The following is a 24316-nucleotide window of genomic DNA, read 5'->3' on the forward strand; positions in this document are numbered from 1 at the left end:
CTGCCATGGACCTTGAAGCAACCCGCAACCTGTTCGCCAATCTGCGCGAAAACACCGACTGGGACATCAGCGGCCCGCTGCTGTGGGGCTATTTCTTCGTGCATTCCACTGCCGAGCCGCTGCAGGCACTGGCCGCGCATCTGCAGGCGCAGGGCTACACCCTGGTGGAGGTGTTCGAGCAGGAGCCGGACGAGGGGGACGCGCCGTTCCACGTGCTGCATGTGGAGCGCGTGGAGGTCCACGACGAAGCGTCGCTGGATCGCCGCAACCAGGAGCTGGCAGCGCTGGCAGCGCAGATGGGTGTGGAAGACTACGACGGCATGGACGTCGGCCCGGCCCCCACCCTGCAGTAGGGGACTGTGCGTAGTGCCGGGCGCGTGCCCGGCGCTGCGCAGCAACCCGGTGGCGGGATTGTCAGCGCAGCGTGGCCAGGGCCTGGCCCAGCTGCACCGGTGACTCCGCAGCCAGGTGTGGAGCGAACTCCGCCACGCCCGGCGGCAGCAGCACGACCACGGTCGAGCCATAGTTGAAGCGTGCCATCTCCGCGAAGCGCTCCAGGCGGATGCCCTGGCCGCGATAGTCCTTGCGGGTGATGCGGTCACCGTACTGAGGGATCTCCTCACCGCTCCACACTGTCTCCACGCCGGAGACCAGCAGCGCGCCGACCATCACGCTCACCATCGGGCCGAAGCTGGTATCGAAATGGCAGACCAGGCGCTCGTTGCGTGCGAACAGGCGTGGCACGCCTGCCACGGCGGCCGGACCCACGCTGAAAAGGCGGCCTGGCACATGCACGGTCTCGCGCAGGGTGCCGGTCCAGGGCATGTGCACACGGTGGTAGTCGCGCGGGGACAGGTAGACGGTCGCGTACAGGCCGTCGTTGAACGGCTTGGCGTCCTCGGCGCTGCCCAGCAGCTCGGCGGCGGTGAACGACTGGCCCTTGGCCTGGAAGATGCGGCCGGCCTCGATGTTGCCGAGCTGGCTGACACGGCCGTCGGCCGGCATCACCAGGGTGCGCGGATCGGCATCGGCCACGCGTGCGCCCGGTTTCAGCGCACGGGTGAAGAACTGGTTGAAGGTGGCGTAACTGCGCGGGTCGGGGTTGGCGGCTTCGTCCAGATTGACGTTGAACCTGCGGCTGACGGTGTCGATCAGCCAGCGCGACACGCGCGGGTTGTCCGAGTACGCCAGCGAGCGCGCCATCGAGGACAACAGGCGATGGGGCAGGGCGTATGTCAGGGCGGTGGTGAGGCTCATGGGGCGGTTTTCTCGGTCAGCTTCTGCAGGTCGCGGGCGATCGCCGGCGCGTTGAACGGGGGGCGCACCAGGCCGGCGAGCCGGCCCTGCGGATCGAGCACGGCCAGGCTGGCCGAGTGCTCGACGGTGTAATCCTCGGGATTCTCATCGAAATGCTTGCCCGGCACCTTCTGGAACACGAAGCCCAGTGCGGTGGCGAAGCGTTCCAGCGAAGGGACGTCGGCGGTGGCCGCCAGGGTGTCCTTGTGGAAGCCGTGCGCGTACTCGCCAAGGCGGGTGGCGCTGTCGCGCTCGGGATCGACGGAGACGAACAGCACCCGCGGACGCAGCCCGTCGGGCAGTGCTTCCCACTGCTGCTGCGCACCGGCCAGTTCGGCCAGGGTGGTCGGGCACACGTCGGGGCAGAAGGTGAATCCCAGGAACACCAGGGTCCAATGGCCCTTCAACTCGCCCGGAATGAGCCGCGTGCCATCGGACTGGGCCAGGTTGAAGTCGGGCAGCTCGCGCGGCTGCGGGTACAGGGTGATCGCTTCGGTGGCCGGCTGGCCGGCAGGGGGCTTCGGAGCAAAGACCTGCTGCGCGGCGAGCAGGCCCAGGCCCGCCGCCAGGGCGATCAGCAGGATGATGCCGACGTTGCGATTGAACATGGGAGCCCCCGCGCGAAGTGGTCCCCATCATACCGGCTGCGGCCTGATCGTTTCCGTCGCAACGGATGCCGGCGCAGGCGCCAGCCCCTATAATCGGGGGCCACTTTGCCCGCAGTACCGCCATGACCGCTGAAACGGCCGCCGAACTCCACACGATCATCGACCTGATCCGCTACGGCACCAGCCGTTTCAACGCCGCCGGGCTGACCTTCGGGCACAGCTACGACAACGCCCTGGACGAGGCGACCCAACTGGTGCTGCACAGCCTGCACCTGCCGCATGACCTGGGCCCGGCGTATGGCCAGGCGCGGTTGCTGCAGGAGGAAAAGGTGCGGGTGCTGGAGCTGTTCCAGCGCCGCATCGACGAACGTATCCCGGCCGCCTACCTGACTGGCGAGGCGTGGTTCGCCGGCCTGAGCTTCAAGAGCGACGCGCGCGCCCTGGTGCCGCGTTCGCCGATCGCCGAGCTGATCGAGTGTGGTTTCGAACCATGGCTGGCCGGCCGCGACGTCAGCCGCGCGCTGGATCTGTGCACGGGGTCGGGCTGCATCGCCATCGCCATGGGCCACTATTACCCGAACTGGGAGGTGGACGGCGTGGACCTGAGCGACGACGCACTGTCGCTGGCCGAAGAGAACAAGGAGCGCCTGCAGGCGCACAACGTCACGCTGATCAAGTCCGACCTGTTCAGTGGCCTGACCGGCCGCCATTACGACCTGATCGTCACCAACCCGCCGTACGTCACCAACGACGAGACCGATGCCCTGCCGCAGGAATATTCCTACGAGCCGGAAATGGGCCTGCGTGCCGGCGATGACGGCCTGGACCTGGTGCTGAAGATCCTGCGCGATGCGCCGCTGCACCTGAGCGAGGACGGCCTGCTGATCTGCGAAGTGGGCGAGTCCGAGCAGCACCTGGTCAAGCTGCTGCCGGAAGTGGACTTCGCCTGGATCGAGTTCAAGGTCGGGCAGATGGGCATTTTCGCGGTCGAATGCCGCGAGCTGATCGCCCACAGCGCCCGCATCACCGAACTGGCGGCGCAACGGCCGTGAGCTCCAATTCGTTCGGCAAGCTGTTCACCGTCACCACGTTCGGCGAGTCGCACGGGCCGGCCATCGGCTGCGTGATCGATGGCTGTCCGCCCGGGCTGGCGCTGGACGAGGCCGAATTTGCCCACGATCTGCAGCGCCGTGCCACCGGCAAGAGCCGGCACACGTCGGCGCGGCGCGAGGCCGATGAGGTCGAGATCCTGTCCGGCGTGTACGAGGGCCTGACCACCGGCACGCCGATCGCGCTGCTGATCCGCAACACCGATCAGCGCAGCAAGGACTACGCGAACATCGGCCAGCAGTTCCGGCCGGGCCATGCCGACTACAGCTACTGGCACAAGTACGGCATCCGCGATCCGCGGGGCGGTGGCCGTTCCTCGGCGCGCGAGACCACCATGCGCGTGGCCGCGGGCGTGGTCGCCAAGAAGTGGCTGTCCGAGCGCTTCGGCGTCACCGTGCGCGGGTATCTGTCGCAGCTGGGCGGGATCACTCCTGCAGGTTTCGACTGGTCGGCGGTGGAAGACAATCCGTTCTTCTGGCCGCACGCCGCGCAGGTGCCGGAGCTGGAGGCGTACATGGATGCGCTGCGCAAGTCCGGCGATTCGGTCGGCGCGCGCGTGGACGTGGTTGCCGACAACGTGCCCCCGGGCTGGGGCGAGCCGATCTACGGCAAGCTCGATGGCGAGCTTGCGGCGGCGCTGATGAGCATCAACGCGGTCAAGGGCGTGGAGATCGGCGACGGGTTCGCCAGCGCGGCCCAGAAGGGCACCGAACACCGTGACCTGCTGACCCCGCAGGGTTTCGCCAGCAATCACGCGGGCGGCATCCTGGGCGGCATTTCCACCGGCCAGCCCGTGGTTGCGTCGATGGTGTTGAAGCCGACCTCCAGCCTGCGCCTGCCGGGCCCATCGCTGGACACCGCCGGCAACGTGGTCGAAGTGGTCACCACTGGCCGCCATGATCCCTGCGTCGGCATCCGCGCCACGCCGATCGCCGAAGCGATGGTGGCGCTGGTGCTGATGGACCAGGCATTGCGTCACCGCGCGCAATGCGGCGATGTCGGCACCATCACGCCCCGCATTCCCGGGCAGGTCGATGGCTGAAACGCGGCCGACGGTGTGGGTGAGCCAGCCGCTGATCGAGGCGGCCATCGCGCCGCTGCGTGATCGCGTGCAGCTGCGCACCACCGACGCCGTCACCGTGTGGTCGCCTGAGCAGATCGCCGCACAACTGGCCAGCGCCGATGGCGCGATCATCACCCTCAACGAGCGTATCGGCGCGGCCGAGCTGGCCAATGCCTCGCGGCTGCAGGTCGTTGCCAACGTCGGCGTGGGCTACAACAACCTGGATGTGACCGCGCTCAGCGCGGCGGGCATCCTGGCCAGCAATACCCCCGACGTGCTTACCGAGACCACCGCCGATCTGGGCTTCGCACTGCTGATGGCCGCCGCGCGCCGGATCACCGAATCCGAGCGCTGGCTGCGTGAAGGGCACTGGCAGCAATGGTCGTTCCAGACCATGCTCGGTGCCGACATCCACGGCAGCACCCTGGGCATTCTCGGCATGGGGCGGATCGGCCAGGGCATCGCCCGTCGCGGCGCGCATGGTTTCGGCATGAAGGTGCTGTACCACAACCGCTCGCGACTGCCAGCAGATGCCGAAGCAGCAGTCGGTGCCGCTTATGTCGATCTGGATACGCTGCTGGCGCAGTCCGACCATCTGGTGCTCGTGCTGCCTTACACCCCGGCCTCGCACCACCTGATCGACGCCGCTGCGCTGGCGAAGATGAAACCGACGGCCACGCTGGTGAACATCGCGCGCGGAGGCCTGGTCGACGAAACAGCGCTGGCCGATGCACTGGCCCATGGGCGCCTGGCCGCTGCCGGGCTGGACGTCTACGAAGGCGAGCCGGCCGTACGCCCGGAACTGCTGGCGCTGCGCAACGTCGTGCTGACCCCGCACATCGGCAGCGCTTCGCTGGCCACGCGTACGGCGATGGTGCAGCGGGCCGTGGACAACCTGCTGGCCGCGCTCGGCCTGGCCGGCGGGCCGGCGCACATGCCGAGCGCGATCAATGCCGACGCGGCGCTGGCCGCACGTGCCGCCCTGGGCAAAAAAAACGGGAAACGATAGGGAGCCTCCGCGCGTTCCGTCCGAGGAGGTTCCCCGAACCCAGCTGTCGTGCGTGAATTTTTCCCATCCGTTTTCTTGAGAGTTCCCCCATGAGCAATGCACAACGCCGCTTCCATGTCGCCATCGTCGGTGCCACCGGCGCCGTCGGCGAGACCATGCTGGCCATCCTGGCCGAGCGCGGTTTCCCGGTCGGAACCCTGAGCCTGCTTGCCTCCGAGCGTTCGGCCGGTGGTGAGGTCGAGTTCAACGGCGAGAAGGTCAGGATCCAGGACCTGGCGAGCTTCGATCCGAAGGGTGTGGAGATCGCCCTGTTCTCCGCAGGTGGCAGCGTCTCCAAGGAGTACGCACCGAAGTTCGCCGCCGCCGGTGCGGTGGTGATCGACAACTCCTCGGCCTTCCGTTACGACGATGACGTGCCGCTGGTGGTATCGGAGGTCAATCCGGACCAGATCGGCAATCGTCCGCGCGGCATCATCGCCAACCCCAACTGCTCGACCATGCAGATGCTGGTCGCGCTGGCGCCGCTGCATCGTCGCTATGGCATCGAGCGCATCAACGTCTCCACCTATCAGTCGGTGTCCGGCGGTGGACGCTCCGCACTGGAGGAGCTGGGCAAGCAGACCGGCCAGCTGCTGAGTTTCCAGGAGATCGATCCGCAGCGTTTCCCGGTGCAGATCGCCTTCAACCTGATCCCGCACATCGACGACTTCCAGGACAACGGCTTCACCAAGGAAGAAATGAAGCTGGTGTGGGAAACCCGCAAGATCCTGGGCGACGACAGCATCCTGGTGAACCCGACCGCGGTGCGCGTGCCGGTGTTCTACGGCCATTCCGAGTCGGTGGCGATCGAGACCCGCGACAAGGTCACCGTGGCCGAGGCCCGTGCGCTGCTTGAACAGTCGCCCGGCATCGAGGTGGTCGACCGCCATGAAGCCGGCGGCTATCCGACGCCGGTCACCCACGCATCGGGCACCGATGCGGTGTACGTCGGCCGCATCCGCGAGGATCTGTCGCATCCGCGTGGCCTCAATCTGTGGATCGTGTCGGACAACGTGCGCAAGGGCGCAGCCCTGAACGCGGTGCAGCTGGCAGAGCTGGTCGCTGCCGAGCAGCGTTGATCGACAGCCCGGGCTCCCTGGGCTGCTCTGTGCGTGCGGACCCCGGTCCGCACGCTTTATAGTGTCGCCCATGAATAAACGGGCCAAGGGCGCATCGCGCCCGCTCACCTATCTGTCTGCCGCACTGCTGGCTCTGGCCAGCAGTCCGGTGTTCGCGCTGGGGCTGGGCGACATCCGCGTCCTGTCCAGACCCGGTCAGCCGCTGCTGGCGGAGATTCCGGTGGTGTCCGCCGATCCTTCGGAGCTGGAGAATCTGCGCGTGGCGCTGGCATCGCCAGCCACGTTCGAACGTGTCGGCCTGCAACAGCCGACCGGCCTGGTGGGCGAGCTCCAGTTCGAGCTGACCCGCAATGCGCAGGGGCGGGCCGTGGTGCGGGTCACCTCGCAGATGCCGGTGGAGACGCCGTCGCTGAGCTTCCTGGTCGAGGCCGACTGGGGACAGGGACGGTTGGTGCGCGAGTATTCGGCCCTGATCGATGCGCCCTCCAGCGCGCTGGCCGTGGCGGAACCGGAAATCGTCGCACCGGCGGGCACGCTCTCCAATACCATCGCCCGCGATCCGCCCGCCGAGGCGGCGGTACCGGCGCCTGCACAGGGCGGGACGCCGGCCAGTGCGGCCACGGCGGCTGCACCGGTGCGTCCGCGCGCTGCCGCTGCACCGTCGTTGCCGCCGGCTGCCGATGGCAGCATCACCGTGCAGCGCGGGCAGACCTTGTCGCAGATCGCCAGCGCGGTCGCCCGCGGCAACCAGGTCAGCCGCGACCGGGCGATGATTGCGCTGCTGCGTGCCAATCCCGAGGCCTTCATCCGGGGCAACATCAACCTGCTCAAACAGGGTGCGGTACTGCGCATGCCCGGCAGTGACGCGCTGGCGGCGGTGGATGCGGCCGAAGCCGGTGCCCTGGTCCGCGAACACGCCGCGCAGTGGCGGCAGGCGCGTACCGTGCCGCAGCCGGCAGGCGTTCCTGCACCTGCGGTCGCTGCGCGGGCCACTTCTCCGGCCGCCGCGGCCGGGGCACGACTTGAGATCGCCCCGGCGCTGGCGTCCGACGCCGCGCACGCGGGCACAACCACCGGCACCGGAGCCGGCAGCGAGGGTGACATGCTGGGCAACGAACAACTTCGCCAGGCGCGCGAGGACATCGCCACCCGCGATGCCGAGATCGGCGAGCTGAAACAGCGTGTGGCCGAACTGGAAACGCTGAAGGCACAACAGCAGTCGCTGATCGCGATGAAGGACAACGACCTGGCGGCGGCCCAGCAACGGCTGGCACAGGCGCCGGGCGCGCGTGACGCCGGAACGCCGTGGTACTGGCTGGGACTGCCGGTGCTGCTGGTGCTGGCAGGCGCCGCATGGTTGCTGCGCCGTCGCAAGCCATCGCCGCTGCCGCCGCTGCGCGAGGAAGACGATGCCACAGCTCTGGCGGCGGCCGTGCCGGCCGGTGCCGCGCTCGATACGCTGGCCGAGCAGTCTGCGTGGTCTACCGCCGATGCCGACAGCGGGCGCCAGGAGCCGGCGATGCCGGCCTGGGCGACGATCGCCGACGCCCGATCCGAAGACGGATCGGGCGGCACGGACGAGCAGCCGTCGGGCGATGGCAAGGACGAGGCACCGTTGCCGGAACCCGTGACCGACCTGCCGCGCTGGGACGAACCGGTGGACGAGAGGGGTGTTGGCCGGCCGACGGCCCAGGAAGCCGATTCCGGGGTTTCGGTCCCGGACTACGCGCTGCATGCCGAGCAGCAGCCGCAGTTCCGCGGCGTGTTCGACCTGCCCGCCGATCTGCAGGACAACGACGCCCCGTCGGTGGAGGATGCCGGCGACACCTGGTCGCCCCGCGCTGGGCAGGAACGCCTGGAGCTGGCGATCGCCTACCTGGATCTGGGCGACGCACAGACCGCGCGTACCCTGCTGCTGGAGGTTGCCGAAGGGGGCGACCCGGACTGCCAGGCGCAGGCGCGCGAGCTGCTGGCCCGGCTGCCGTGACCGATACCTTCGACAAGGACCCTGCCATGACCCGCGAGCGTCGCATCGACTATGTTGAGTTCGCGTCCCGCGACCCGGCCGCCAGCCGTGCCTTCTTCGAGAAGGTGTTCGGCTGGTCGTTCGTCGATTACGGCAGCGACTACACCGCCTTCGACGATGGTCGCCTGCAGGGGGGCTTCTTCCGCGGCCAGCCGCAACGCGCCACCGAAGGCGCCCCGCTGCTGGTGCTGTACGCCGATCAGCTGGCCCCGGTCGAAATGGCCGTGCGCCAGGCGGGTGGTGAGGTGGTGCGGCCGGTGTTCTCCTTCCCGGGCGGCAGCCGCTTCCAGTTCGTCGAACCCGGTGGCAATGAACTGGCGGTCTGGTCGGAACGCGATCCGGCCTGAGCGTCGTCCACTCCGCAACATCGAGGTAGCACATGCGTTATGCGCTTGGCGTCGAGTACGACGGCAGCGATTTCAGAGGCTGGCAGAACCTGGGAGAGGGCGGTCCCAGCGTCCAGGCCAGTCTTGAGCAGGCCCTGTCTTCGGTGGCCGACGCGCCGCTGCAGGTGGTCTGCGCTGGCCGAACCGACGCCGGCGTGCACGGCCAGTGCCAGGTCGTGCATTTCGATACCGACGTAGTGCGCGACCCGCGCGCCTGGATGCTGGGTACCACCACCCGCCTGCCGCGCTCGATCGCGGTGCGCTGGTGCGTACCGGTGGCGGAGGATTTCCATGCGCGGTTCTCAGCGCGGGCGCGCCGCTACCGTTACCGGCTGCTCAATCGCGAAGTACGGCCGGCGCTGGACCGGCAGACGCTGAGCTGGGAGCGTCGCGCACTGGACGCGACGCTGATGCACACGGCCGGGCAGGCGCTGCTGGGTGAGAACGACTTCAGCGCGTTCCGCTCGGTCCAGTGCCAGGCCCTGCATGCGCGGCGCGAGCTGCAGTCACTGCAGGTCAGCCGCCACGGCGAGGTGATCGAGGTGGCGGTACAAGGCAATGCATTCCTTCATCACATGGTTCGCAATATCGTCGGTTCGCTGATCCTGGTCGGCAGCGGCGAGAAACCGGTGGAGTGGATCGCCGAGCTGCTGGCCGGAAGGGATCGCACCGTAGCCGGTCCCACTGCACCGCCGCAGGGCCTGGTGTTTCTTGGACCGCTGTACCCCGACAACTGGCATCTGCCCGCCGAGGTCACGCTATGAGCCGCTCTTACTACCGTACACGCATCAAGTTCTGTGGAATGACCCGTGCCGGCGACGTGCGCCTGGCCGGCGAGCTCGGCGTGGATGCGGTGGGTTTCATCTTCGCCCGCGAGAGCAGCCGCCGGGTTGCGCCCGCCGAAGCGCGCGCGATGCGCCAGGCGATCGCGCCGATGGTTGACGTGGTGGCGCTGTTCCGCAACAACAGCAAGGAAGAGGTGCGCGAAGTGCTGCGCACCGTGCGGCCCACCCTGCTGCAGTTCCATGGCGAGGAGGACGAGAGCTTCTGCCGCAGCTTCAACATGCCTTACCTGAAGGCGGTCGCGATGGGGGGACGTGAGGAAGTCAACGCGCGTACCCTGCAACTGCGCTATCCGAGCGCGGCCGGCTTCCTGTTCGACAGCCATGCACCGGGGGGCGGTGGCGGTACCGGTGTTGCATTCGACTGGACCCGCATTCCGACCGGGTTGCATCGGCCATTCCTGCTGGCCGGCGGTCTGACCCCGGACAATGTGTACGACGCGGTGCTGGCGACCCTGCCGTGGGGCGTCGACGTCTCCAGCGGCATTGAACTGGAGCCGGGCATCAAGGACGGCTACAGGATGCGCACCTTCGTCGAGGAAGTGCGCCGCGCCGACTGCACCGTGCTGGAGTAGGACCGGGAGGCTGCGGCGTCACGTTACCTCAGCTGGGCCGCGACCCAGTCCGCCAGGGCGTCGACGCGTGCGTCGGCCTGGCCCTCCGGCCGCGCCAGGACCCAGAAGCCGCCCGTGGCGGCGAAACCCCATGGGGCCAGCAGCCGGCCTGCCGCGAGATCCTCAGCGACCAGCGGCTCCGGCGCGATCGCTGGACCCAGCCCGGCCACCGCCGCTTCCAGCAGGTAGTAAAGGTGTTCGAAACCCGTGCCCAGCCGCAGCCGGGCGGGGTCGAGATCGTGCGCCTGCGCCCACGTCGGCCACGCCTGTGGCCGTGAGCTGGTGTGCAGCAGCGTCTCCTGCAGCAGTGCCGAGGGCGGCACATGGCGCAGGCGCTGCGCCGCCGGATGTGACGGTGCCACCACCACGCCCACCCGCTCGGGCGCCAGCTCGCGCACCTGCCAGCCCCGTGGCCACGGCCCCTGCGCCAGCAGCAGGACCGCATCCAGTGCCGCCTGCGCCTCGGTGAAGCTACCGTCCAGTGCCGACCACTGCAGGCGCACACCGGGCAGTGCGGCCTGCAGGGCGGGGAGGCGCGGAATCATCCAGCGCGCCAGCACGCTGCCGCTGCAGCCCAGTACCAGCGCTGGCGACGCCGCGGGCCGCCGCAGCTCGCGCACGCAGTCTTCGATGCCGGCGAAGGCTTCGCTGCAGGCCGCCTGCAACAGTGTTCCCGATGCGGTCAGGCGCAGGCCACGCCCGGCGCGCTGGAACAGGGCCAGGCCCAGATGATCCTCCAGCAGCTTCAGCTGCCGGCTGACTGCACCGTGGGTGACATGCAGGTCCTGCGCGGCGCGGCCCACACCGCCCAGACGGGCGGTGGCCTCGAACGCGCGCAGGGCATTGAGTGGCGGCAGCAGGGATCGGCTCATGTGAGATTTCCTGACGATAGGTGCCAGATAATATGCATTTTCCGGTCATGACCCGTGCGCTAGAGTATCCACCTGTCTGAATCACCGGTCCCTGCCATGTCTGCCTCCCCCATTGCCGACTACCACGCCTTCCCGGATGCCCAGGGCCACTTCGGCCGCTATGGCGGCAGCTTTGTCGCCGAAACCCTGGTCGGTCCGCTGCAGGAGCTGGCCCAGGCCTATGACCAGGCCCGCCAGGACCCCGCGTTCCAGGCGGCCTACGACCGCGATCTGGCTCATTACGTGGGCCGGCCGAGCCCGATCTATCATGCCCAGCGCCTGAGCGACCACGTCGGCGGCGCACAGATCCTGCTCAAGCGCGAGGACCTGAACCACACCGGCGCGCACAAGATCAACAACACCATCGGCCAGGCGCTGCTGGCGGCGCGGATGGGCAAGACGCGCATCATCGCCGAGACCGGCGCCGGCCAGCATGGCGTCGCCAGCGCCACCGTTGCCGCACGCCTGGGCCTGGAGTGCGTGGTGTACATGGGCGCCACCGACATCGAGCGGCAGAAGATCAATGTCTACCGGATGAAGCTGCTCGGCGCGACGGTGGTGCCGGTCACCTCCGGTTCGGCGACCCTGAAGGATGCGCTCAATGAAGCGATGCGCGACTGGGTGACCAACGTGCAGGACACCTTCTACATCATCGGCACCGTGGCGGGCCCGGACCCGTATCCGCGCATGGTGCGCGATTTCAATGCCATCGTCGGCCGCGAAGCGCGCGAACAGATGCTGGCCGAGTACGGCCGGCTGCCGGATGCGATCACGGCGTGCGTGGGCGGTGGCAGCAACGCGATCGGCCTGTTCCATGCCTTCCTCAACGACCGCCAGGTCGAGATCGTCGGCGCCGAAGCGGCCGGTGACGGTATCAACACAGGCCGCCATGCCGCCTCGATCGCGGCAGGGCGTCCAGGCGTGCTGCATGGCAACCGCACCTACGTGCTGTGCGACGACGACGGCCAGATCATCGAGACCCACTCGGTGTCGGCCGGCCTGGATTATCCGGGGGTCGGCCCGGAGCACGCGTTCCTGGCCGACAGCGGGCGCGCGCGCTATCTCGGCATCACCGACGAAGAAGCGCTGCAGGCGTTCCATCTGCTGGCACACACCGAGGGCATCCTGCCGGCGCTGGAGTCCAGCCACGCGCTGGCGCAGGCGATCAAGCTGGCGCGCGAGCGTCCGCGCGACCAGATCGTGCTGTGCAATCTGTCCGGGCGTGGCGACAAGGACGTGCATACCATCGCCGCACGCGAAGGGCTGGTGCTGTGAGGCCCATGCTGCGCCATGGTGGCGCGCTGGTACTGGCAGTGGGGCTGGGCGGCTGCACGCCGCCCGATCCGCCGGTGCTGGCGCCCGCGGCGACGTCTCCGGCGGCCATCGCCCCGGCCCGCCAGGTGGCCAGCAACGACGACGATGCCGCCCATCACCCGATCGAGGATGCACCGTTGCCTGCAGCGGGGGAGGTCGCAGATGACGGGGCGGCGCCGACGGTGGCTTCGGTCGCGCTGGACCATGCCGGCGAGGTGCTGATCGGCCAGCCTTTCAGCGAACTGCAGGCCGAGGCGCAGTGGCACTCGGCGGGCCTCGCCGAGGCGACGGCCGGGCGCTGCGACTATTACGAGCGCGGCACGCTGCCCGAGGGCGTGGCGATGCTGGTGCAGGACGGCAACGTGGTGCGTTTCGACCTGGCTCCGATCGACGATTCGGGCCTGGTGGTGACCCAGCCCGGGCCGTTCGGACTGCGCCTGGACATGCCGCGTGCGCAGGTGCTGCAGCAGATGCCGCAGGGCGTCATCGCAGCTGCGCTGGGCGTTGATGCCGACGCCGGCGAATCCCTGCTCTGGCAGGACCCCGGTTCCGATCTGGCGATCCGCGTGGAGATCGTGGATGGCACCGTATCCAGAATGCATTGGGGCGCCAGCGGCGCCGTTGACCTGATCGAAGGATGTATCTGACATGCCCGTATCCCGACTCGACGCCTGTTTCCAGCGCCTGCGCGAACAGCAGCGCAAGGCACTGATTCCCTTCGTCACCGCTGGCGATCCTCTGCTGGAAGCAACCGTGCCGGTCATGCATGCACTGGTTGAGGCGGGCGCCGATGTGATCGAACTGGGGGTGCCGTTCTCCGATCCGATGGCCGACGGCCCGACCATCCAGCGCAGTTCCGAACGTGCGCTGGCGCGCGGTGCAGGCAGCCGTTACGTCCTGCAGGCGGTAGCGCAGTTCCGCCAGCGCGATGCGCAGACGCCGGTGGTGCTGATGGGCTATCTCAATCCTGTGGAGATCCATGGCTACGCGGCATTCGCCAAGGCCGCGGTGAGCGCCGGCGTGGATGGCGTGCTGCTGGTCGACCTGCCGCCGGAGGAAGCCGGCGAAGCCCAGCAGGCCTTTGATGCGGAAGGCCTGGCCCTGGTCCTGCTTGCCTCCCCGACCACCAGCCCGGCACGCGCGGACAAACTGCTCGCGCTGGCGCGGGGCTACCTGTACTACGTCAGTTTTGCCGGTGTCACCGGTGCGTCCGACCGCCTCGACAGCGAGGCCGCCAGCGTACGCCTGCAGGCGCTGCGTGAACGGGCCACGGTCCCGGTGGTGGCCGGCTTCGGCATCCGCGATGCCGCCAGTGCGGCGGCCATGGCGCGCGAGGCAGACGGTGTGGTGGTGGGCAGCGCCCTGGTCGCGGCACTGGCCGAAGCGACCTCGGCCGAAGAGGCGGCCCAGCGGGCGCACGCATTCCTGGCGCCCCTGCGCCAGGCCCTGGACGCCTGACGGCAGCGCCCGGCCATGCCCGGCGGTGCGCGCTACGGCGTATCCGCCGGGCGTGGCCCGGCGCTGCCTGCGCTAAACGTACGTCCCAGCATGGTTTTTCCGCCGCCGCCCACAGGCCGGCAAGGGGTGCACGGGCGGGGAAAGCGGAGCTAGACTGTCCGCCTTTGCGGCCCCCGGGCCGCCCTGAACGGAAGTGTCCTCCCGCATGAGTTGGCTCAGCAAGTTGATGCCGTCCGGCATCCGCACCGACAACACCCCCAGCAAGAAGCGCAGCGTCCCCGAGGGCCTGTGGGAAAAGTGCAGCAACTGCGGCAGCGCGCTGTACCGGCCGGAACTGGAAGAGAACCTGGAGGTCTGCCCGAAGTGCGGCCACCACATGGCGATCCGCGCGCGCGCGCGCCTGGCCGCGCTGTTCGATGCGGACAGCACCACCGAGATCGGCGCGCGCCTGGGGCCGACCGACCTGCTGAAGTTCAAGGACCAGAAGAAGTACAGCGAGCGCATCAAGATCGCGCAGAAGAACACCGGCGAGTACGACGCGCTGATCGCCATGCGCGGCCTGCTCAAGGGCCGTCCGCTGGTCGCGTCCTCGTTCGATTTCGCCTTCATGGGCGGTTCGATGGGTTCGGTGGTCGGCGAGCGCTTCTCGCTGGCGGCCGAGGCTGCCGTGGAGATCGGTGCGCCTTACGTCTGCTTCTCCGCCAGTGGCGGCGCGCGCATGCAGGAAGGCCTGTTCTCGCTGATGCAGATGGCCAAGACCTCGGCTGCGCTGGGCAAGCTGCGTGAAGCCGGCCTGCCGTACATCTCGGTGCTGACCCATCCCACCACCGGTGGCGTATCGGCCTCGTTCGCGATGCTGGGTGACATCAACATTGCCGAGCCGCAAGCGCTGATCGGATTCGCCGGCCCGCGCGTGATCGAACAGACCGTGCGCGAAAAACTGCCGGAAGGTTTCCAGCGTTCGGAATTCCTGCTGGAGCATGGTGCCATCGACCAGATCTGCGACCGCCGCGAAATGCGTGACCGCCTGTCCGACCTGCTGGCGATGCTGGGCCGCCAGCCGGCGCCGGAGGTGGCTTGATGGGAGGCCGCAAGTACTTCGGTACTGATGGCATCCGCGGACGTGTCGGTGAGGGAGCGATCTCGGCCGACTTCGTGCTGCGCCTGGGCAATGCGCTGGGCCGCGTGCTGGTGGCCCGGCACGGCCAGGACGGGCGCCGCCCGATCGTGGTGATCGGCAAGGACACCCGCATTTCCGGCTACATGTTCGAGGCGGCGCTGGAGGCGGGCCTGGTTGCCGCCGGCACAGATGTGCAGCTGCTGGGCCCGATGCCCACCCCGGCGGTGGCGTTCCTGACCCGCACCTTGGGCGTTGATGCAGGCATCGTCATCAGTGCTTCGCACAACCCGCATTACGACAACGGCATCAAGTTCTTCTCCGCACAGGGCGAGAAACTGGACGACGCCACCGAACTGGCGCTGGAAGCCGCACTGGACGTGCCCTTCACCACGGCCGAATCGGAGCGGCTGGGCAAGGCGTCGCGCGCGCGCGAGGCCGTAGGCCGCTACATCGAGTTCTGCAAGGCCAGCGTGCCGCGTGCATTCGATCTGCGTGGCGTACGTCTGGTACTGGACTGCGCGCATGGTGCCACCTACCAGATCGCCCCGCTGCTGTTCCGCGAGCTGGGTGCCGAGGTCATCGGCATCGGTGCCGAGCCGAACGGGGTGAACATCAATGCCGGCGTCGGTTCGACCCATATCGACAACCTCGCCGCCAAGGTCCGCGAGACCCGTGCCGATCTCGGCATCGCCTTCGACGGTGACGGCGATCGCGTGCTGATGGCTGACGACCAGGGCAATCCGGTCGACGGCGATGACCTGCTGTACATCCTGGCACGCACCTGGCAGGCGGAAGGTCGCCTGCGTGGGCCGGTGGTCGGCACGCTGATGAGCAACTATGGACTGGAGAAGGCGCTGGCCGACCTGCAGATTCCGTTCCAGCGCAGCAACGTCGGCGACCGCTACGTGCACCAGGCACTGATCGAAGGTGACGGCGTGCTCGGTGGCGAAGCGTCGGGCCATCTGCTGTGCCTGGACCGGGCCACGACCGGTGACGGCATCGTCAGTGCGCTGCAGGTGCTGCTTGCGCTGCGCAGCAGCGGACAGACGCTGCGGCAGGCGTTGCAGCCGCTGGTGAAGGTCCCGCAGAAGACGGTGAACGTGCGCTTGGGCAATGTCTCGGCCAAGACCACCGTGCAGGCCGAAAGCGTGCAGTCGGCACTGCTGGAGGCGCAGCAGGCCGTGGCCGGCCGTGGGCGCGCATTCCTGCGCCCGTCCGGCACCGAGCCGGTGGTGCGGGTGACGGTCGAGGCCGATGACGCAACACTGATGCAGGACACGCTGGATCGCCTGTCGGCCGCAGTGAAGGCCGCCGCCGCGGCCTGAGCCCGCAGGTGGTTCCGCAACGGACAACGCCCCGGACGACCGGGGCGTTTTCTGTTCAGAGGGCCGCTGCTGGGCCGAGGCGGACTCAGGGGCCCGGCACCATCTTCTTCTGGCGGGCCTTGAAGCCGTTGAACAGCGGCGCGATCAACGGGTTGTAGCTCTGCGCGATGCGCTTGCGCAACCAGCTGGCCGGCCGGTTGCGGATCGCGAAGCGGTAGATGCGTTCGGGATCGCCGCCGATCACGTTGCGGCCGAACGGGTGGGTGGTATGCAGGTAACGGAACCCCTGCTCGCGCGCGACTTCGACATGGTCATCGTCGAAGTCACCGTACGGCCAGCACAATGTGTCCGAAACTTCGCCCAGCTTGTCCTGCAGGACCTGGCGCGAGAGTGCCAGGTCGTTGCTGATGCCGGCCCGGCGCTGCGCGCGGTCCAGGTCTTCGCGGCGCAACCAGCGTGTATGGGTGTGGGTATGGCAATGCACCTCGAAGGTGCCCGCGTCGATCGCCGCGCGCGCTTCGCTCCAGCGCATCATCACATCGTCGCTGCGCCCCTGCTCGTAGATGGCGGCCTCGCAGCCGCGATGGTCCGGCGTTGCCGGCAGTACCGCGCCGGGCAGGCCTGCATGCGGCCGCACCGGGCCTTCGCCCATCCATCCGGTGACCACGAACACCACCGCGTGCATGCCGTACTTCTGCAGGATCGGATGCGCGTAGACCCAGTTGTCCAGGTAGCCATCGTCGAAGGTGATGACGATCGACCGGCGCGGCACCGGCCTGCCGGCCAGGAACCCGGCGTACTGCTCCAGTGTCAGTGAGGTCCAGCCACTGTTGGCCAGCCAGGCAATCTGGCTTTCGAAATTCTCCGGCGACACCGTGATCATGCCGGGCGACGGACTGACGTGATGGTGCATCAGCACCGGTACGGTTCGGGCATCAGCCATGTCCCAGCTCCTTCAGCCACTGGCGGTAGTAGTGTTCGGTGGTCTCGCCGTGGCCGGTGGGTGTGAAGCGGTGCGCAGCGCGCATCCATTCCCAGCCGGCACGGCCCATCTGCCGGCGCCGTTCCGGATCGTCCACCAGCAGGCGCAGAGCGCCCGTCAGGGCAGCATTGTCGCCCAGCCGGGTGAGGATCGCATTGCTGCCGTCCACGACCATCTCCGGCACGCCACCAACCCGCGTCGCCACGATCGGCACGCCGACGTACGCCGCTTCCAGGAACACGGTGCCGGCGGCTTCCTTGTGCGAGGCGAGGGCGAAGATATCGAAGCCGGCCATCAGCCGGCAGGCGCCGTCGCGGTAGCCGAGCAGGTGGACCTGCGACTGCAGGCCGTGCTCGGCGCACATCGCCTGCAGGCGCTCCATCACTGGCTGCCCGTCGCCGATCACCACCAGGTGCAGGTTCGGATTGGCCTTGCACAGCGGCACCATTGCCTGCAGCAGATCGGCATGGCCCTTGGGCTCGCGCAGCACCGCCACGCAGCCGACCACGATGTCCTGTTCGCCGAAGCCGAGCTCGGCACGGACTTCGGCACGCACGTCCTGCAGGCACTGCCACGGATCTTCCTTGCGGATATCGGTCCAGCGCGGTGGAACCGCGATCGGCGGCACGATGCCGATGCGCTCAGCGGGAATGCCACGGTCGGCCAGCAGCTGCTTGACGAAGCTGCTGACGGTCAGCACCCGGTGCGGCAGGCGGGTATAGGTCAGCAGCGAGTTGACCGGACTCATCAGGTGGCGCGAGCGCACCACCAGCGGCGCACCGCCGAGGCGGGCGCCGGCGGCGGCAATCAAGGCGTCGCGACGGCTGGTGGTGTTCACCACGTCATAGCGTTCGCGGCGCACCAGGCGCGAAACCGACCAGATGCCGCGCAGCAGGCGCGCCAGCCCTCCCATGCGCAGCGTATGCACGGTGAAGCCGTCATCGCGCGCCAGCTGCGCCAGCCGTGCCTCGGGCTGGCACAGCAGCGAGACGTCGTGGCCGCGCGCGCGCATGGCCTGCATGTGGCGGAAGATGTAGATCTCCTGCCCGCCCATTCCCTTGGCGGCTTCGGTGTGCAGGATGCGCAGCGAACGTTTCATGCGGACTCGATCCTTGATATCAACGATTGCGGAAGCGCGTCAGCGCTTCCCAGGCGGAACGGATCGCGGCTGCGTTCGGCGCCTGTTGTGGCAGTGGGCGATAGTGCCGATCCAGCGCGGTGGCATTGCCGAACTTGTCGAACACGTAGAGGGCATCGCCGTGGCGGACGGCGCGCTGCGACCAGCTCTCCACCACCAGGGCACGGAGCCCTTCCGGGGCCGCCAGCAGATCCTGGCCGGTGCTGTAGTCGGCCAGCGGGTTCTCGCAGCCCAGGGCGTGCCGCATCAGCGTGGGCACCCAGTCCTCATGCGAGCTGGTGCGCGCATCACGGCCGCTGGCCTCGCCCGGCCAGTGCAGCACGAACGGCACCTGCAACTGGTAGTCGGAGAAGTTGCCGTTGTGGCCCCAGTAGTTCAGCGCGAGGTCGTTGAACTCCTCTGCGTGATCGCCAGTGACCAGCACGATGGTGTCCTGCTCCAGGCCCTGCGCACGCAGGGTATCGAGCAGCGATCCGACCAGGCTGTCGGCGTAGTGGACGGAGGTGTGATAGCGGTTCAGTTCCGGCGTCGGATCGTGGTCCGGCCCGAACTTGAGGAAGTCGATGTCCGCGGCCATCGGCGTGGCCAGGGGCGGATAGTCGGCCGGCAGGTGGTAGGGCGCGTGGGTGGAGTCGAGGAACACGAAACCGAACCACGGGCGCTGCGCGGCCTGGCTGCTACGGATGTCCTGCTGCAGCGACGCGACGATGGCACGGTCGCGGCCATCGGGCTTCAGTGCCGACGGCCCCTGGTGCAGCTGGTCACGGACATCGGCGAACACGGTGCGGTCGAATTCCGGGCTGTACATCGGCGCGCTGCCGTACAGGTGCAGGTCATAGCCCTGCTGTCCCAGGACCTGGAACAGCTGCGAGCCACGCTGCTCGTCAAGCATGCTTGCCCAGTAGCCACCGGGAAGGCCGTAGAGCAGGCCGAACAGGCCGTAGCGGGTGGCGTTGCCGGTGCTGAAGTGATGCTCGTAGACGCGGGAGGACTGCGCCAATGCCGTGGTGTTCGGCATGATCTGTGGCGTCAGCACATCGTGGCGGAGTGATTCGAGTACCACCATCAGCACGTTCGGCCGCCGGTGGCTCTGGCAGCGCAGCGGATGCAGCGGGTAGTGCAGCTGGGCATGGCGGGGGTCGGGCAGGCCCGCCTGCTGCTGGCTGACCACGCCCAGGCGACGCATGAAGCTCTTGGCGGTGATCGGCTGCGCCCAGGGCAGGTAGTTCCACTGGCTGATCACGTCACGCTCGCCGCGTGCATCGTAATAGGCGGTCGCCACCTGGCCACCTGCCATCAGCAGGATGACCAGTGTCCATGCCTGCAGGACGTGGCGCCGTCGGGGCAGGGCGGGCAGCAGCTTCCAGCAGGCCCACGCCAGCAGGGCTTCGGCGGCGAAGATGGCCGATACCAGGGCGATCGCCTGCAGCCAGGTCTTCCACGACAGTGCGACCTGATCGTGCAGCGCGCCGCCGAACACCATGTTCGCCACCATGGCATTGAGGTGGAAGCGGTACAGCGCGAACACCTTGGCATCGACCAGCAGCAGGCACAGCCACAGGCCCTGCAGCACCACCGCGCCGATGCTCAGAGGACGCGCGCTGCGGGCCCACAGTCCGAGCAGCAGCGGCAGCAGGCCGGCCAGCGCGCCGAACGCCAGCAGGTGGCCGGGCAGGGCAACGGCCAGATACGCCAGGCCGACGGGGCCGCCGGGGTTGTCCCGCAGCGGCACGTTCCCCAGGGTGATGACGGCTGCCAGTACGGCGTTTGCCGCCACGAACAAGGACCACCAGGCCAGCCGGCGCCAGTGCTGGGTACAACCGGGTCGGGAAGCTGGATCGGCGGCGGGTGGAGCGGAGGGCATCGTCGGTACGTGTTCAGCAGGAGCGGGACAAGGGGGCGGCGCCGCCGCGGCCGGCGGATCCGCGCGCGGGTCGCGCATTGTATCGGTTTGTTTCAACGTATCGGTGTCGACCTGCGGGCGATCTGTCACAATGTTCAGGTGGGCCCTGAATGCGGCGGCCCTCCAGACCCAATGACAAGCCAGGAACCGCTGTGAGCCAGATCCCGACCCTCGACATCACCCGTTTTGACAGCGACCGCGAGGCCTTCGTGGCCGAGCTGGGGGCGGCCTATCGCCAATGGGGATTCGCGGGCATCCGCAACCACGGCATTCCGCAGGCCGACGTCGACGCGGCCTACGATGTCTTCAAGGCCTTCTTCGCCCTGCCGGAGGAGATCAAGCGGAAGTACCACGTGGCCGGCGGGGGCGGTGCACGTGGCTATACCCCGTTCGGCGTGGAAACCGCGAAGGGGTCCAAGCACTTCGATCTGAAGGAGTTCTGGCACATCGGCCGGGAGATCGGCGACGACTCCAGGTACCGCGACGTGATGCCGCCGAACCTGTGGCCGACCGAGGTCGAGGGCTTCCGTGAGCGGGGCTACGGCCTGTACCAGGCGCTGGACAACCTCGGGTCGCGCGTGCTGTCGGCGCTGGCGCTGCACATCGGCCTGCCGGAGGATTTCTTCGCCGACAAGACCAATTTCGGCAACTCGATCCTGCGCCCGATCCATTACCCGCCGATCACCACCGACGACATTCCCAACGTGCGTGCCGGTGCGCATGGCGACATCAACTTCATCACCCTGCTGGTCGGTGCCAGTGCGGCGGGCCTGGAGGTGCAGTCGCACGATGGCAAGTGGGTGCCGTTCACGTCGGATGCGGACACCATCGTGGTCAACATCGGCGACATGCTGCAGCGCCTGACCAATCACGTGTATCCCTCCACCATCCATCGCGTGGTCAATCCCCCGGGCGAGCTGGCCCGCCAGCCGCGCTACTCGGTGCCGTTCTTCCTGCACCCGAACCCGGACTTCCTGATCGACGTGCTGCCGTCCTGCATCACCCCGGAGAACCCGAGCCGGTATCCGGAGCCGATCACCGCCCACGGCTTCCTCGAGGAACGCCTGCGCGAGATCAAGCTGAAGTAATGAAAAGGCCGCCGCGAGGCGGCCTTTCCATTACGGGTAGCGCCGGGCCGTGCCCGGCGAGCCAAAGCCAAAGCGGCTCCGGGATGTTCCGTGGGGAGGCGGGGAGGCGTCGGATGGCGGGGACGGCGTAAACCCATCCCTGGGGACTTGGCCGCGGCATCCATGCCGCGGACACCCCCCATCCGACACCTCCCCGCCTTCGACAGTTTCCCGGTGACGGATGGATGAGATCTGTCACACCGAGGTGGGGCAGGGGTCAGATCCGGATCTGACCCCGGTAGTCACCTGCAACGCCGCTTTTGCCTTTGATCTTCTTTTCTCTTTCCGTGGCGGGCGGAACCGCCGGAATGTGTCAGAAGCCGGGCGGGTGGGGCTGCGCAGGGGCGTGAGCCGCAGGGATGCGGCGATCGAGCTTACAGGGACGTACTTGCAGCGTCCCCTGTGCAGTCCCGCCCGCCCGGCCAGGCCGATCAACTACCCGGGGCTCCCCGCGACCAACCCCACCCCGCCACCAGGGGCCGCGCCGTTGGCTGGAAATCCATGTAACCGCTTACACGGAAACGGATTTTTGCCGTAACGGGTATCATGACCGGCTGACTTCACACAGGAGCCACCCGCTCATGCGCCGCAAGATCGTCGCCGGAAACTGGAAGCTGCACGGCAGCCGTCAATTCGCCAATGAACTGCTGGGGCAGGTGGCTGCGGGGCTGCCGCTGGACGGGGTCGATGTCGTCATCCTGCCGCCGCTGCCGTACCTGGGCGAGCTGGTCGAGGAGTTCGGCGCGACCGGCATGACCTTCGGTGCCCAGGACGTGAGCAGCAACGAGAAGGGGGCCTACACCGGCGAAGTGTGCGCGGCCATGCTGCACGAGGTCGGTGCCCGTTACGGCCTGGTTGGACATTCCGAGCGTCGCCAGTACCACCACGAGAGCAGCGAACTGGTTGCCCGCAAGTTCGCCGCTGCCCTGCATGCCGGCCTGGTGCCGGTACTGTGCGTGGGTGAGACCCTGGAGCAGCGCGAGGCCGGACAGACCGAATCGGTCATCGCCAGCCAGCTGGCGCCGGTGCTGGATCTCGTCGGTGCCGACGGCTTCGCCAGCGCCGTGGTCGCCTACGAGCCGGTCTGGGCGATCGGCACCGGCCGCACCGCGAGCAAGGAGCAGGCGCAGCAGGTGCACGCGTTCATCCGTGGCGAAGTCGCGCGCATCGATGCTAGAATTGCTGATTCACTGCCCATTCTTTACGGCGGCAGCGTGAAGCCCGACAATGCCGGGGAACTGTTCGCGCAGCCGGATGTCGATGGTGGGCTGGTCGGTGGCGCCTCCCTGGTGGCTGCGGACTTCCTGGCCATCGCGAAGGCGGCGGCCGCGAACTAAATCCTAGAAGTATTGTCCGAGGGCGGATTTCCAATGCTGATGTTGATCCTCAATGTCGTCTACGTGCTGGTTGCCGTAGCCATGATCGCGCTGATCCTGATGCAGCGTGGCTCGGGCGCAGCGGCTGGTTCGGGCTTTGGTGCCGGTGCCTCGGGAACGGTGTTCGGTGCGCGTGGCGCCTCGAACTTCCTGTCCAAGTCGACCAAGTGGCTGGCCGTGGTGTTCTTCGGCATCAGTCTCTTCATGGCCTGGTATGCCGGCCACGGCAGCCGTCCTGCCGCCGAGCAGGACCTGGGTCTGATGTCCGCCCCGGCGGCCAGCGCTCCGGCCGCCCCTGCGGGCGAACTGCCGGCCGTTCCGAAGGCCGATGAGGTCCCGGCAGCCCCGGTTCCGGCGGCGACTGTGCCGGCTCAGGCGGAATCTTCGGTTTCTGGTGAAGAAAAGCCGTCGGAAGGCTCCCAGAAAGACTGAAGCCGGTTACAATACGCGGCGCATCGGGAAGATAGTCTGATGTGATCGTTTGCCCAGGTGGCGGAATTGGTAGACGCACTACCTTGAGGTGGTAGCGACGCAAGTCGTAGGGGTTCGAGTCCCCTCTTGGGCACCATTTGTAAGTAAAGCGGGTTCACCTGGCGCGCAATGCGCCAGGGCGATTCCCGTCCACTCCCCCATGCCAAAGCGCCTGCAGGCGCAGCGGCAGAGGCAAGAGAGAATCGCTGTGCTGGCCGAATATTTGCCGTCTCTGCTGTTTCTGATCGTTGCCACCGGTATCGGCGTCGTGCTGATGCTGGTCGGCCGACTCCTCGGTCCCCGCCGCCCTGATCTGGAAAAGCTCTCGCCGTACGAGTGCGGCTTCGAGGCGTTCGAAGACGCGCGCATGAAGTTCGATGTGCGCTATTACCTGATCGCGATCCAGTTCATCGTCTTCGACCTGGAAATCATCTTCATCGTGCCGTGGACCCAGGTCTTCATGGAGCTGGGTGCCCGTTCGCTGGTCACCATGGGCCTGTTCGTCGGCATGCTGTTCCTCGGTTTCATTTACGTCTGGAAGAAGGGAGCGCTGGAATGGGAGTGATTCAGACGCTCGATGGCCTGATGAACAATCCGACCCCGGAAGGGCGGGTTGATGACATCCTGCGGCCGGAAGGCGACAATCCCCTGCTGGAAAAAGGCTTCGTCACCACCAGCGTCGACGCCCTGCTGAACTGGGCGCGTACCGGCTCGATGTGGCCGATGACCTTCGGCCTGGCCTGCTGTGCCGTGGAGATGATGCACGCCGGCGCCGCGCGCCTGGACCTGGACCGTTACGGCGTGGTGTTCCGCCCGTCGCCGCGCCAGTCCGACGTGATGATCGTCGCCGGTACGCTGGTCAACAAGATGGCCCCGGCACTGCGCAAGGTCTACGACCAGATGCCCGACCCCAAGTGGGTGATCTCCATGGGCAGCTGTGCCAATGGCGGTGGTTATTACCACTATTCCTATTCTGTCGTGCGCGGCTGTGATCGCGTGGTGCCGGTGGACGTCTACGTCCCGGGCTGCCCGCCGACCGCCGAGGCGCTGGTGTACGGGATCCTGCAGCTGCAGAAGAAGATCTGGCGTACACAGACCATCGCCCGCTGACCCCTTCAC

At 67.9% G+C, this 24316-nt stretch carries 25 protein-coding genes and 1 tRNA gene; 20 read left to right on the forward strand and 6 right to left on the reverse strand.

Features of this window, described 5'->3' with window-relative positions:
* Positions 1 to 5 precede the first annotated feature (5 nt).
* Entirely contained in the window at positions 6 to 353 is a 348-nt protein-coding gene (locus AC5P76_RS02705) for a ribonuclease E inhibitor RraB (protein WP_053516848.1), read from the forward strand.
* 61 nt (positions 354 to 414) lie between these two features.
* Here AC5P76_RS02705 and asd read toward each other — a convergent pair whose 3' ends face one another.
* A complete protein-coding gene (asd, locus tag AC5P76_RS02710; protein WP_053516850.1) occupies positions 415 to 1257 on the reverse strand; it encodes an archaetidylserine decarboxylase in 843 nt (280 codons plus the stop codon).
* Complete coding sequence (locus AC5P76_RS02715) at positions 1254 to 1904, reverse strand: SCO family protein (protein WP_065174897.1); 651 nt, start codon at positions 1902 to 1904, stop codon at positions 1254 to 1256. Before AC5P76_RS02715 ends, asd begins: the two co-directional genes overlap by 4 nt.
* A gap of 122 nt (positions 1905 to 2026) precedes the next feature.
* On the opposite strand from AC5P76_RS02715, the gene prmB reads away from it, so the two are divergent.
* The 8 genes from prmB (at position 2027) to AC5P76_RS02755 (ending at position 10033) form a co-directional block, all read left to right on the forward strand.
* Positions 2027 to 2956 carry a 50S ribosomal protein L3 N(5)-glutamine methyltransferase gene (gene prmB, locus AC5P76_RS02720; RefSeq protein ID WP_053516852.1) on the forward strand — a complete coding sequence of 310 codons (930 nt, stop codon included), beginning with the start codon at positions 2027 to 2029 and terminating at the stop codon, positions 2954 to 2956.
* Positions 2953 to 4056 carry a chorismate synthase gene (gene aroC / locus AC5P76_RS02725; RefSeq protein ID WP_253118679.1) on the forward strand — a complete coding sequence of 368 codons (1104 nt, stop codon included), beginning with the start codon at positions 2953 to 2955 and terminating at the stop codon, positions 4054 to 4056. The genes prmB and aroC overlap by 4 nt, the downstream gene beginning before the upstream one ends.
* A complete protein-coding gene (locus tag AC5P76_RS02730) occupies positions 4049 to 5086 on the forward strand; it encodes a 2-hydroxyacid dehydrogenase (protein ID WP_053516856.1) in 1038 nt (345 codons plus the stop codon). Before aroC ends, AC5P76_RS02730 begins: the two co-directional genes overlap by 8 nt.
* An 89-nt stretch (positions 5087 to 5175) precedes the next feature.
* On the forward strand, positions 5176 to 6204 hold the full coding sequence (locus AC5P76_RS02735) for an aspartate-semialdehyde dehydrogenase (RefSeq protein WP_053516858.1): 1029 nt from the start codon (positions 5176 to 5178) through the stop codon (positions 6202 to 6204).
* A gap of 70 nt (positions 6205 to 6274) precedes the next feature.
* A complete protein-coding gene (locus AC5P76_RS02740) occupies positions 6275 to 8191 on the forward strand; it encodes a motility hub landmark protein FimV (protein ID WP_253118680.1) in 1917 nt (638 codons plus the stop codon).
* 26 nt (positions 8192 to 8217) lie between these two features.
* The gene (locus AC5P76_RS02745) at positions 8218 to 8577 is read left to right on the forward strand and encodes a VOC family protein (protein WP_065174912.1); all 360 of its coding nucleotides are present in this window, start codon (positions 8218 to 8220) and stop codon (positions 8575 to 8577) included.
* A 32-nt stretch (positions 8578 to 8609) separates the two neighbouring features.
* Complete coding sequence (truA, locus tag AC5P76_RS02750; RefSeq protein WP_053520070.1) at positions 8610 to 9380, forward strand: tRNA pseudouridine(38-40) synthase TruA; 771 nt, start codon at positions 8610 to 8612, stop codon at positions 9378 to 9380.
* Positions 9377 to 10033: a phosphoribosylanthranilate isomerase gene (locus tag AC5P76_RS02755; RefSeq protein WP_053520071.1), complete on the forward strand. Its 657-nt coding sequence runs from the start codon at positions 9377 to 9379 to the stop codon at positions 10031 to 10033. Before truA ends, AC5P76_RS02755 begins: the two co-directional genes overlap by 4 nt.
* 23 nt (positions 10034 to 10056) lie before the next feature.
* Here AC5P76_RS02755 and AC5P76_RS02760 read toward each other — a convergent pair whose 3' ends face one another.
* A complete protein-coding gene (locus tag AC5P76_RS02760) occupies positions 10057 to 10944 on the reverse strand; it encodes a LysR family transcriptional regulator (protein ID WP_053520072.1) in 888 nt (295 codons plus the stop codon).
* 96 nt (positions 10945 to 11040) lie between these two features.
* Between AC5P76_RS02760 and trpB the strand changes: the two genes are divergently transcribed.
* From trpB to glmM, 5 genes are all read left to right on the forward strand, one after another.
* Positions 11041 to 12258, forward strand: coding sequence for a tryptophan synthase subunit beta (trpB, locus tag AC5P76_RS02765; RefSeq protein WP_053520073.1), 1218 nt, complete (start codon positions 11041 to 11043; stop codon positions 12256 to 12258).
* Positions 12255 to 12944 carry a hypothetical protein gene (locus tag AC5P76_RS02770; protein WP_155760155.1) on the forward strand — a complete coding sequence of 230 codons (690 nt, stop codon included), beginning with the start codon at positions 12255 to 12257 and terminating at the stop codon, positions 12942 to 12944. Before trpB ends, AC5P76_RS02770 begins: the two co-directional genes overlap by 4 nt.
* A 1-nt stretch (position 12945) precedes the next feature.
* Complete coding sequence (trpA, locus tag AC5P76_RS02775; RefSeq protein WP_065174902.1) at positions 12946 to 13755, forward strand: tryptophan synthase subunit alpha; 810 nt, start codon at positions 12946 to 12948, stop codon at positions 13753 to 13755.
* 205 nt (positions 13756 to 13960) lie between these two features.
* Complete coding sequence (accD, locus tag AC5P76_RS02780; protein ID WP_053520076.1) at positions 13961 to 14836, forward strand: acetyl-CoA carboxylase, carboxyltransferase subunit beta; 876 nt, start codon at positions 13961 to 13963, stop codon at positions 14834 to 14836.
* A complete protein-coding gene (gene glmM / locus AC5P76_RS02785; protein ID WP_053520077.1) occupies positions 14836 to 16200 on the forward strand; it encodes a phosphoglucosamine mutase in 1365 nt (454 codons plus the stop codon). Before accD ends, glmM begins: the two co-directional genes overlap by 1 nt.
* A gap of 85 nt (positions 16201 to 16285) precedes the next feature.
* On the opposite strand, the gene AC5P76_RS02790 is transcribed toward glmM, so the two are convergent.
* From AC5P76_RS02790 to AC5P76_RS02800, 3 genes are read right to left on the reverse strand one after another with little or no spacing between them, the layout of a single operon-like run.
* Positions 16286 to 17143, reverse strand: coding sequence for a polysaccharide deacetylase family protein (locus AC5P76_RS02790; RefSeq protein WP_065181850.1), 858 nt, complete (start codon positions 17141 to 17143; stop codon positions 16286 to 16288).
* Complete coding sequence (locus AC5P76_RS02795; protein ID WP_253118681.1) at positions 17136 to 18281, reverse strand: glycosyltransferase family 4 protein; 1146 nt, start codon at positions 18279 to 18281, stop codon at positions 17136 to 17138. The genes AC5P76_RS02790 and AC5P76_RS02795 overlap by 8 nt, the downstream gene beginning before the upstream one ends.
* Before the next feature lie 19 nt (positions 18282 to 18300).
* Entirely contained in the window at positions 18301 to 20184 is a 1884-nt protein-coding gene (locus tag AC5P76_RS02800) for a DUF3413 domain-containing protein (protein WP_253118682.1), read from the reverse strand.
* A 149-nt stretch (positions 20185 to 20333) separates the two neighbouring features.
* Here AC5P76_RS02800 and AC5P76_RS02805 point away from each other — a divergent pair, with 149 nt between their 5' ends.
* The 6 genes from AC5P76_RS02805 to AC5P76_RS02830 all read left to right on the forward strand — a co-directional run bounded on the left by AC5P76_RS02805 (position 20334) and on the right by AC5P76_RS02830 (position 24307).
* Positions 20334 to 21311, forward strand: coding sequence for an isopenicillin N synthase family dioxygenase (locus AC5P76_RS02805; protein WP_495222618.1), 978 nt, complete (start codon positions 20334 to 20336; stop codon positions 21309 to 21311).
* Positions 21312 to 21931: 620 nt separating this feature from the next.
* Positions 21932 to 22687 (forward strand): triose-phosphate isomerase, encoded by a 756-nt coding sequence (gene tpiA / locus AC5P76_RS02810; RefSeq protein ID WP_053519907.1) that lies wholly within the window; start codon positions 21932 to 21934, stop codon positions 22685 to 22687.
* A 33-nt stretch (positions 22688 to 22720) separates the two neighbouring features.
* Positions 22721 to 23158: a preprotein translocase subunit SecG gene (gene secG / locus AC5P76_RS02815; protein ID WP_065175541.1), complete on the forward strand. Its 438-nt coding sequence runs from the start codon at positions 22721 to 22723 to the stop codon at positions 23156 to 23158.
* Between the two features lie 51 nt (positions 23159 to 23209).
* Positions 23210 to 23294 (forward strand) — tRNA-Leu (locus AC5P76_RS02820).
* Between the two features lie 111 nt (positions 23295 to 23405).
* On the forward strand, positions 23406 to 23762 hold the full coding sequence (locus AC5P76_RS02825; RefSeq protein WP_053519909.1) for an NADH-quinone oxidoreductase subunit A: 357 nt from the start codon (positions 23406 to 23408) through the stop codon (positions 23760 to 23762).
* A complete protein-coding gene (locus AC5P76_RS02830; RefSeq protein ID WP_005410463.1) occupies positions 23753 to 24307 on the forward strand; it encodes a NuoB/complex I 20 kDa subunit family protein in 555 nt (184 codons plus the stop codon). The genes AC5P76_RS02825 and AC5P76_RS02830 overlap by 10 nt, the downstream gene beginning before the upstream one ends.
* Positions 24308 to 24316 lie beyond the last annotated feature (9 nt).

This window comes from Stenotrophomonas sp. YJH_SMC_36 (assembly GCF_059369935.1).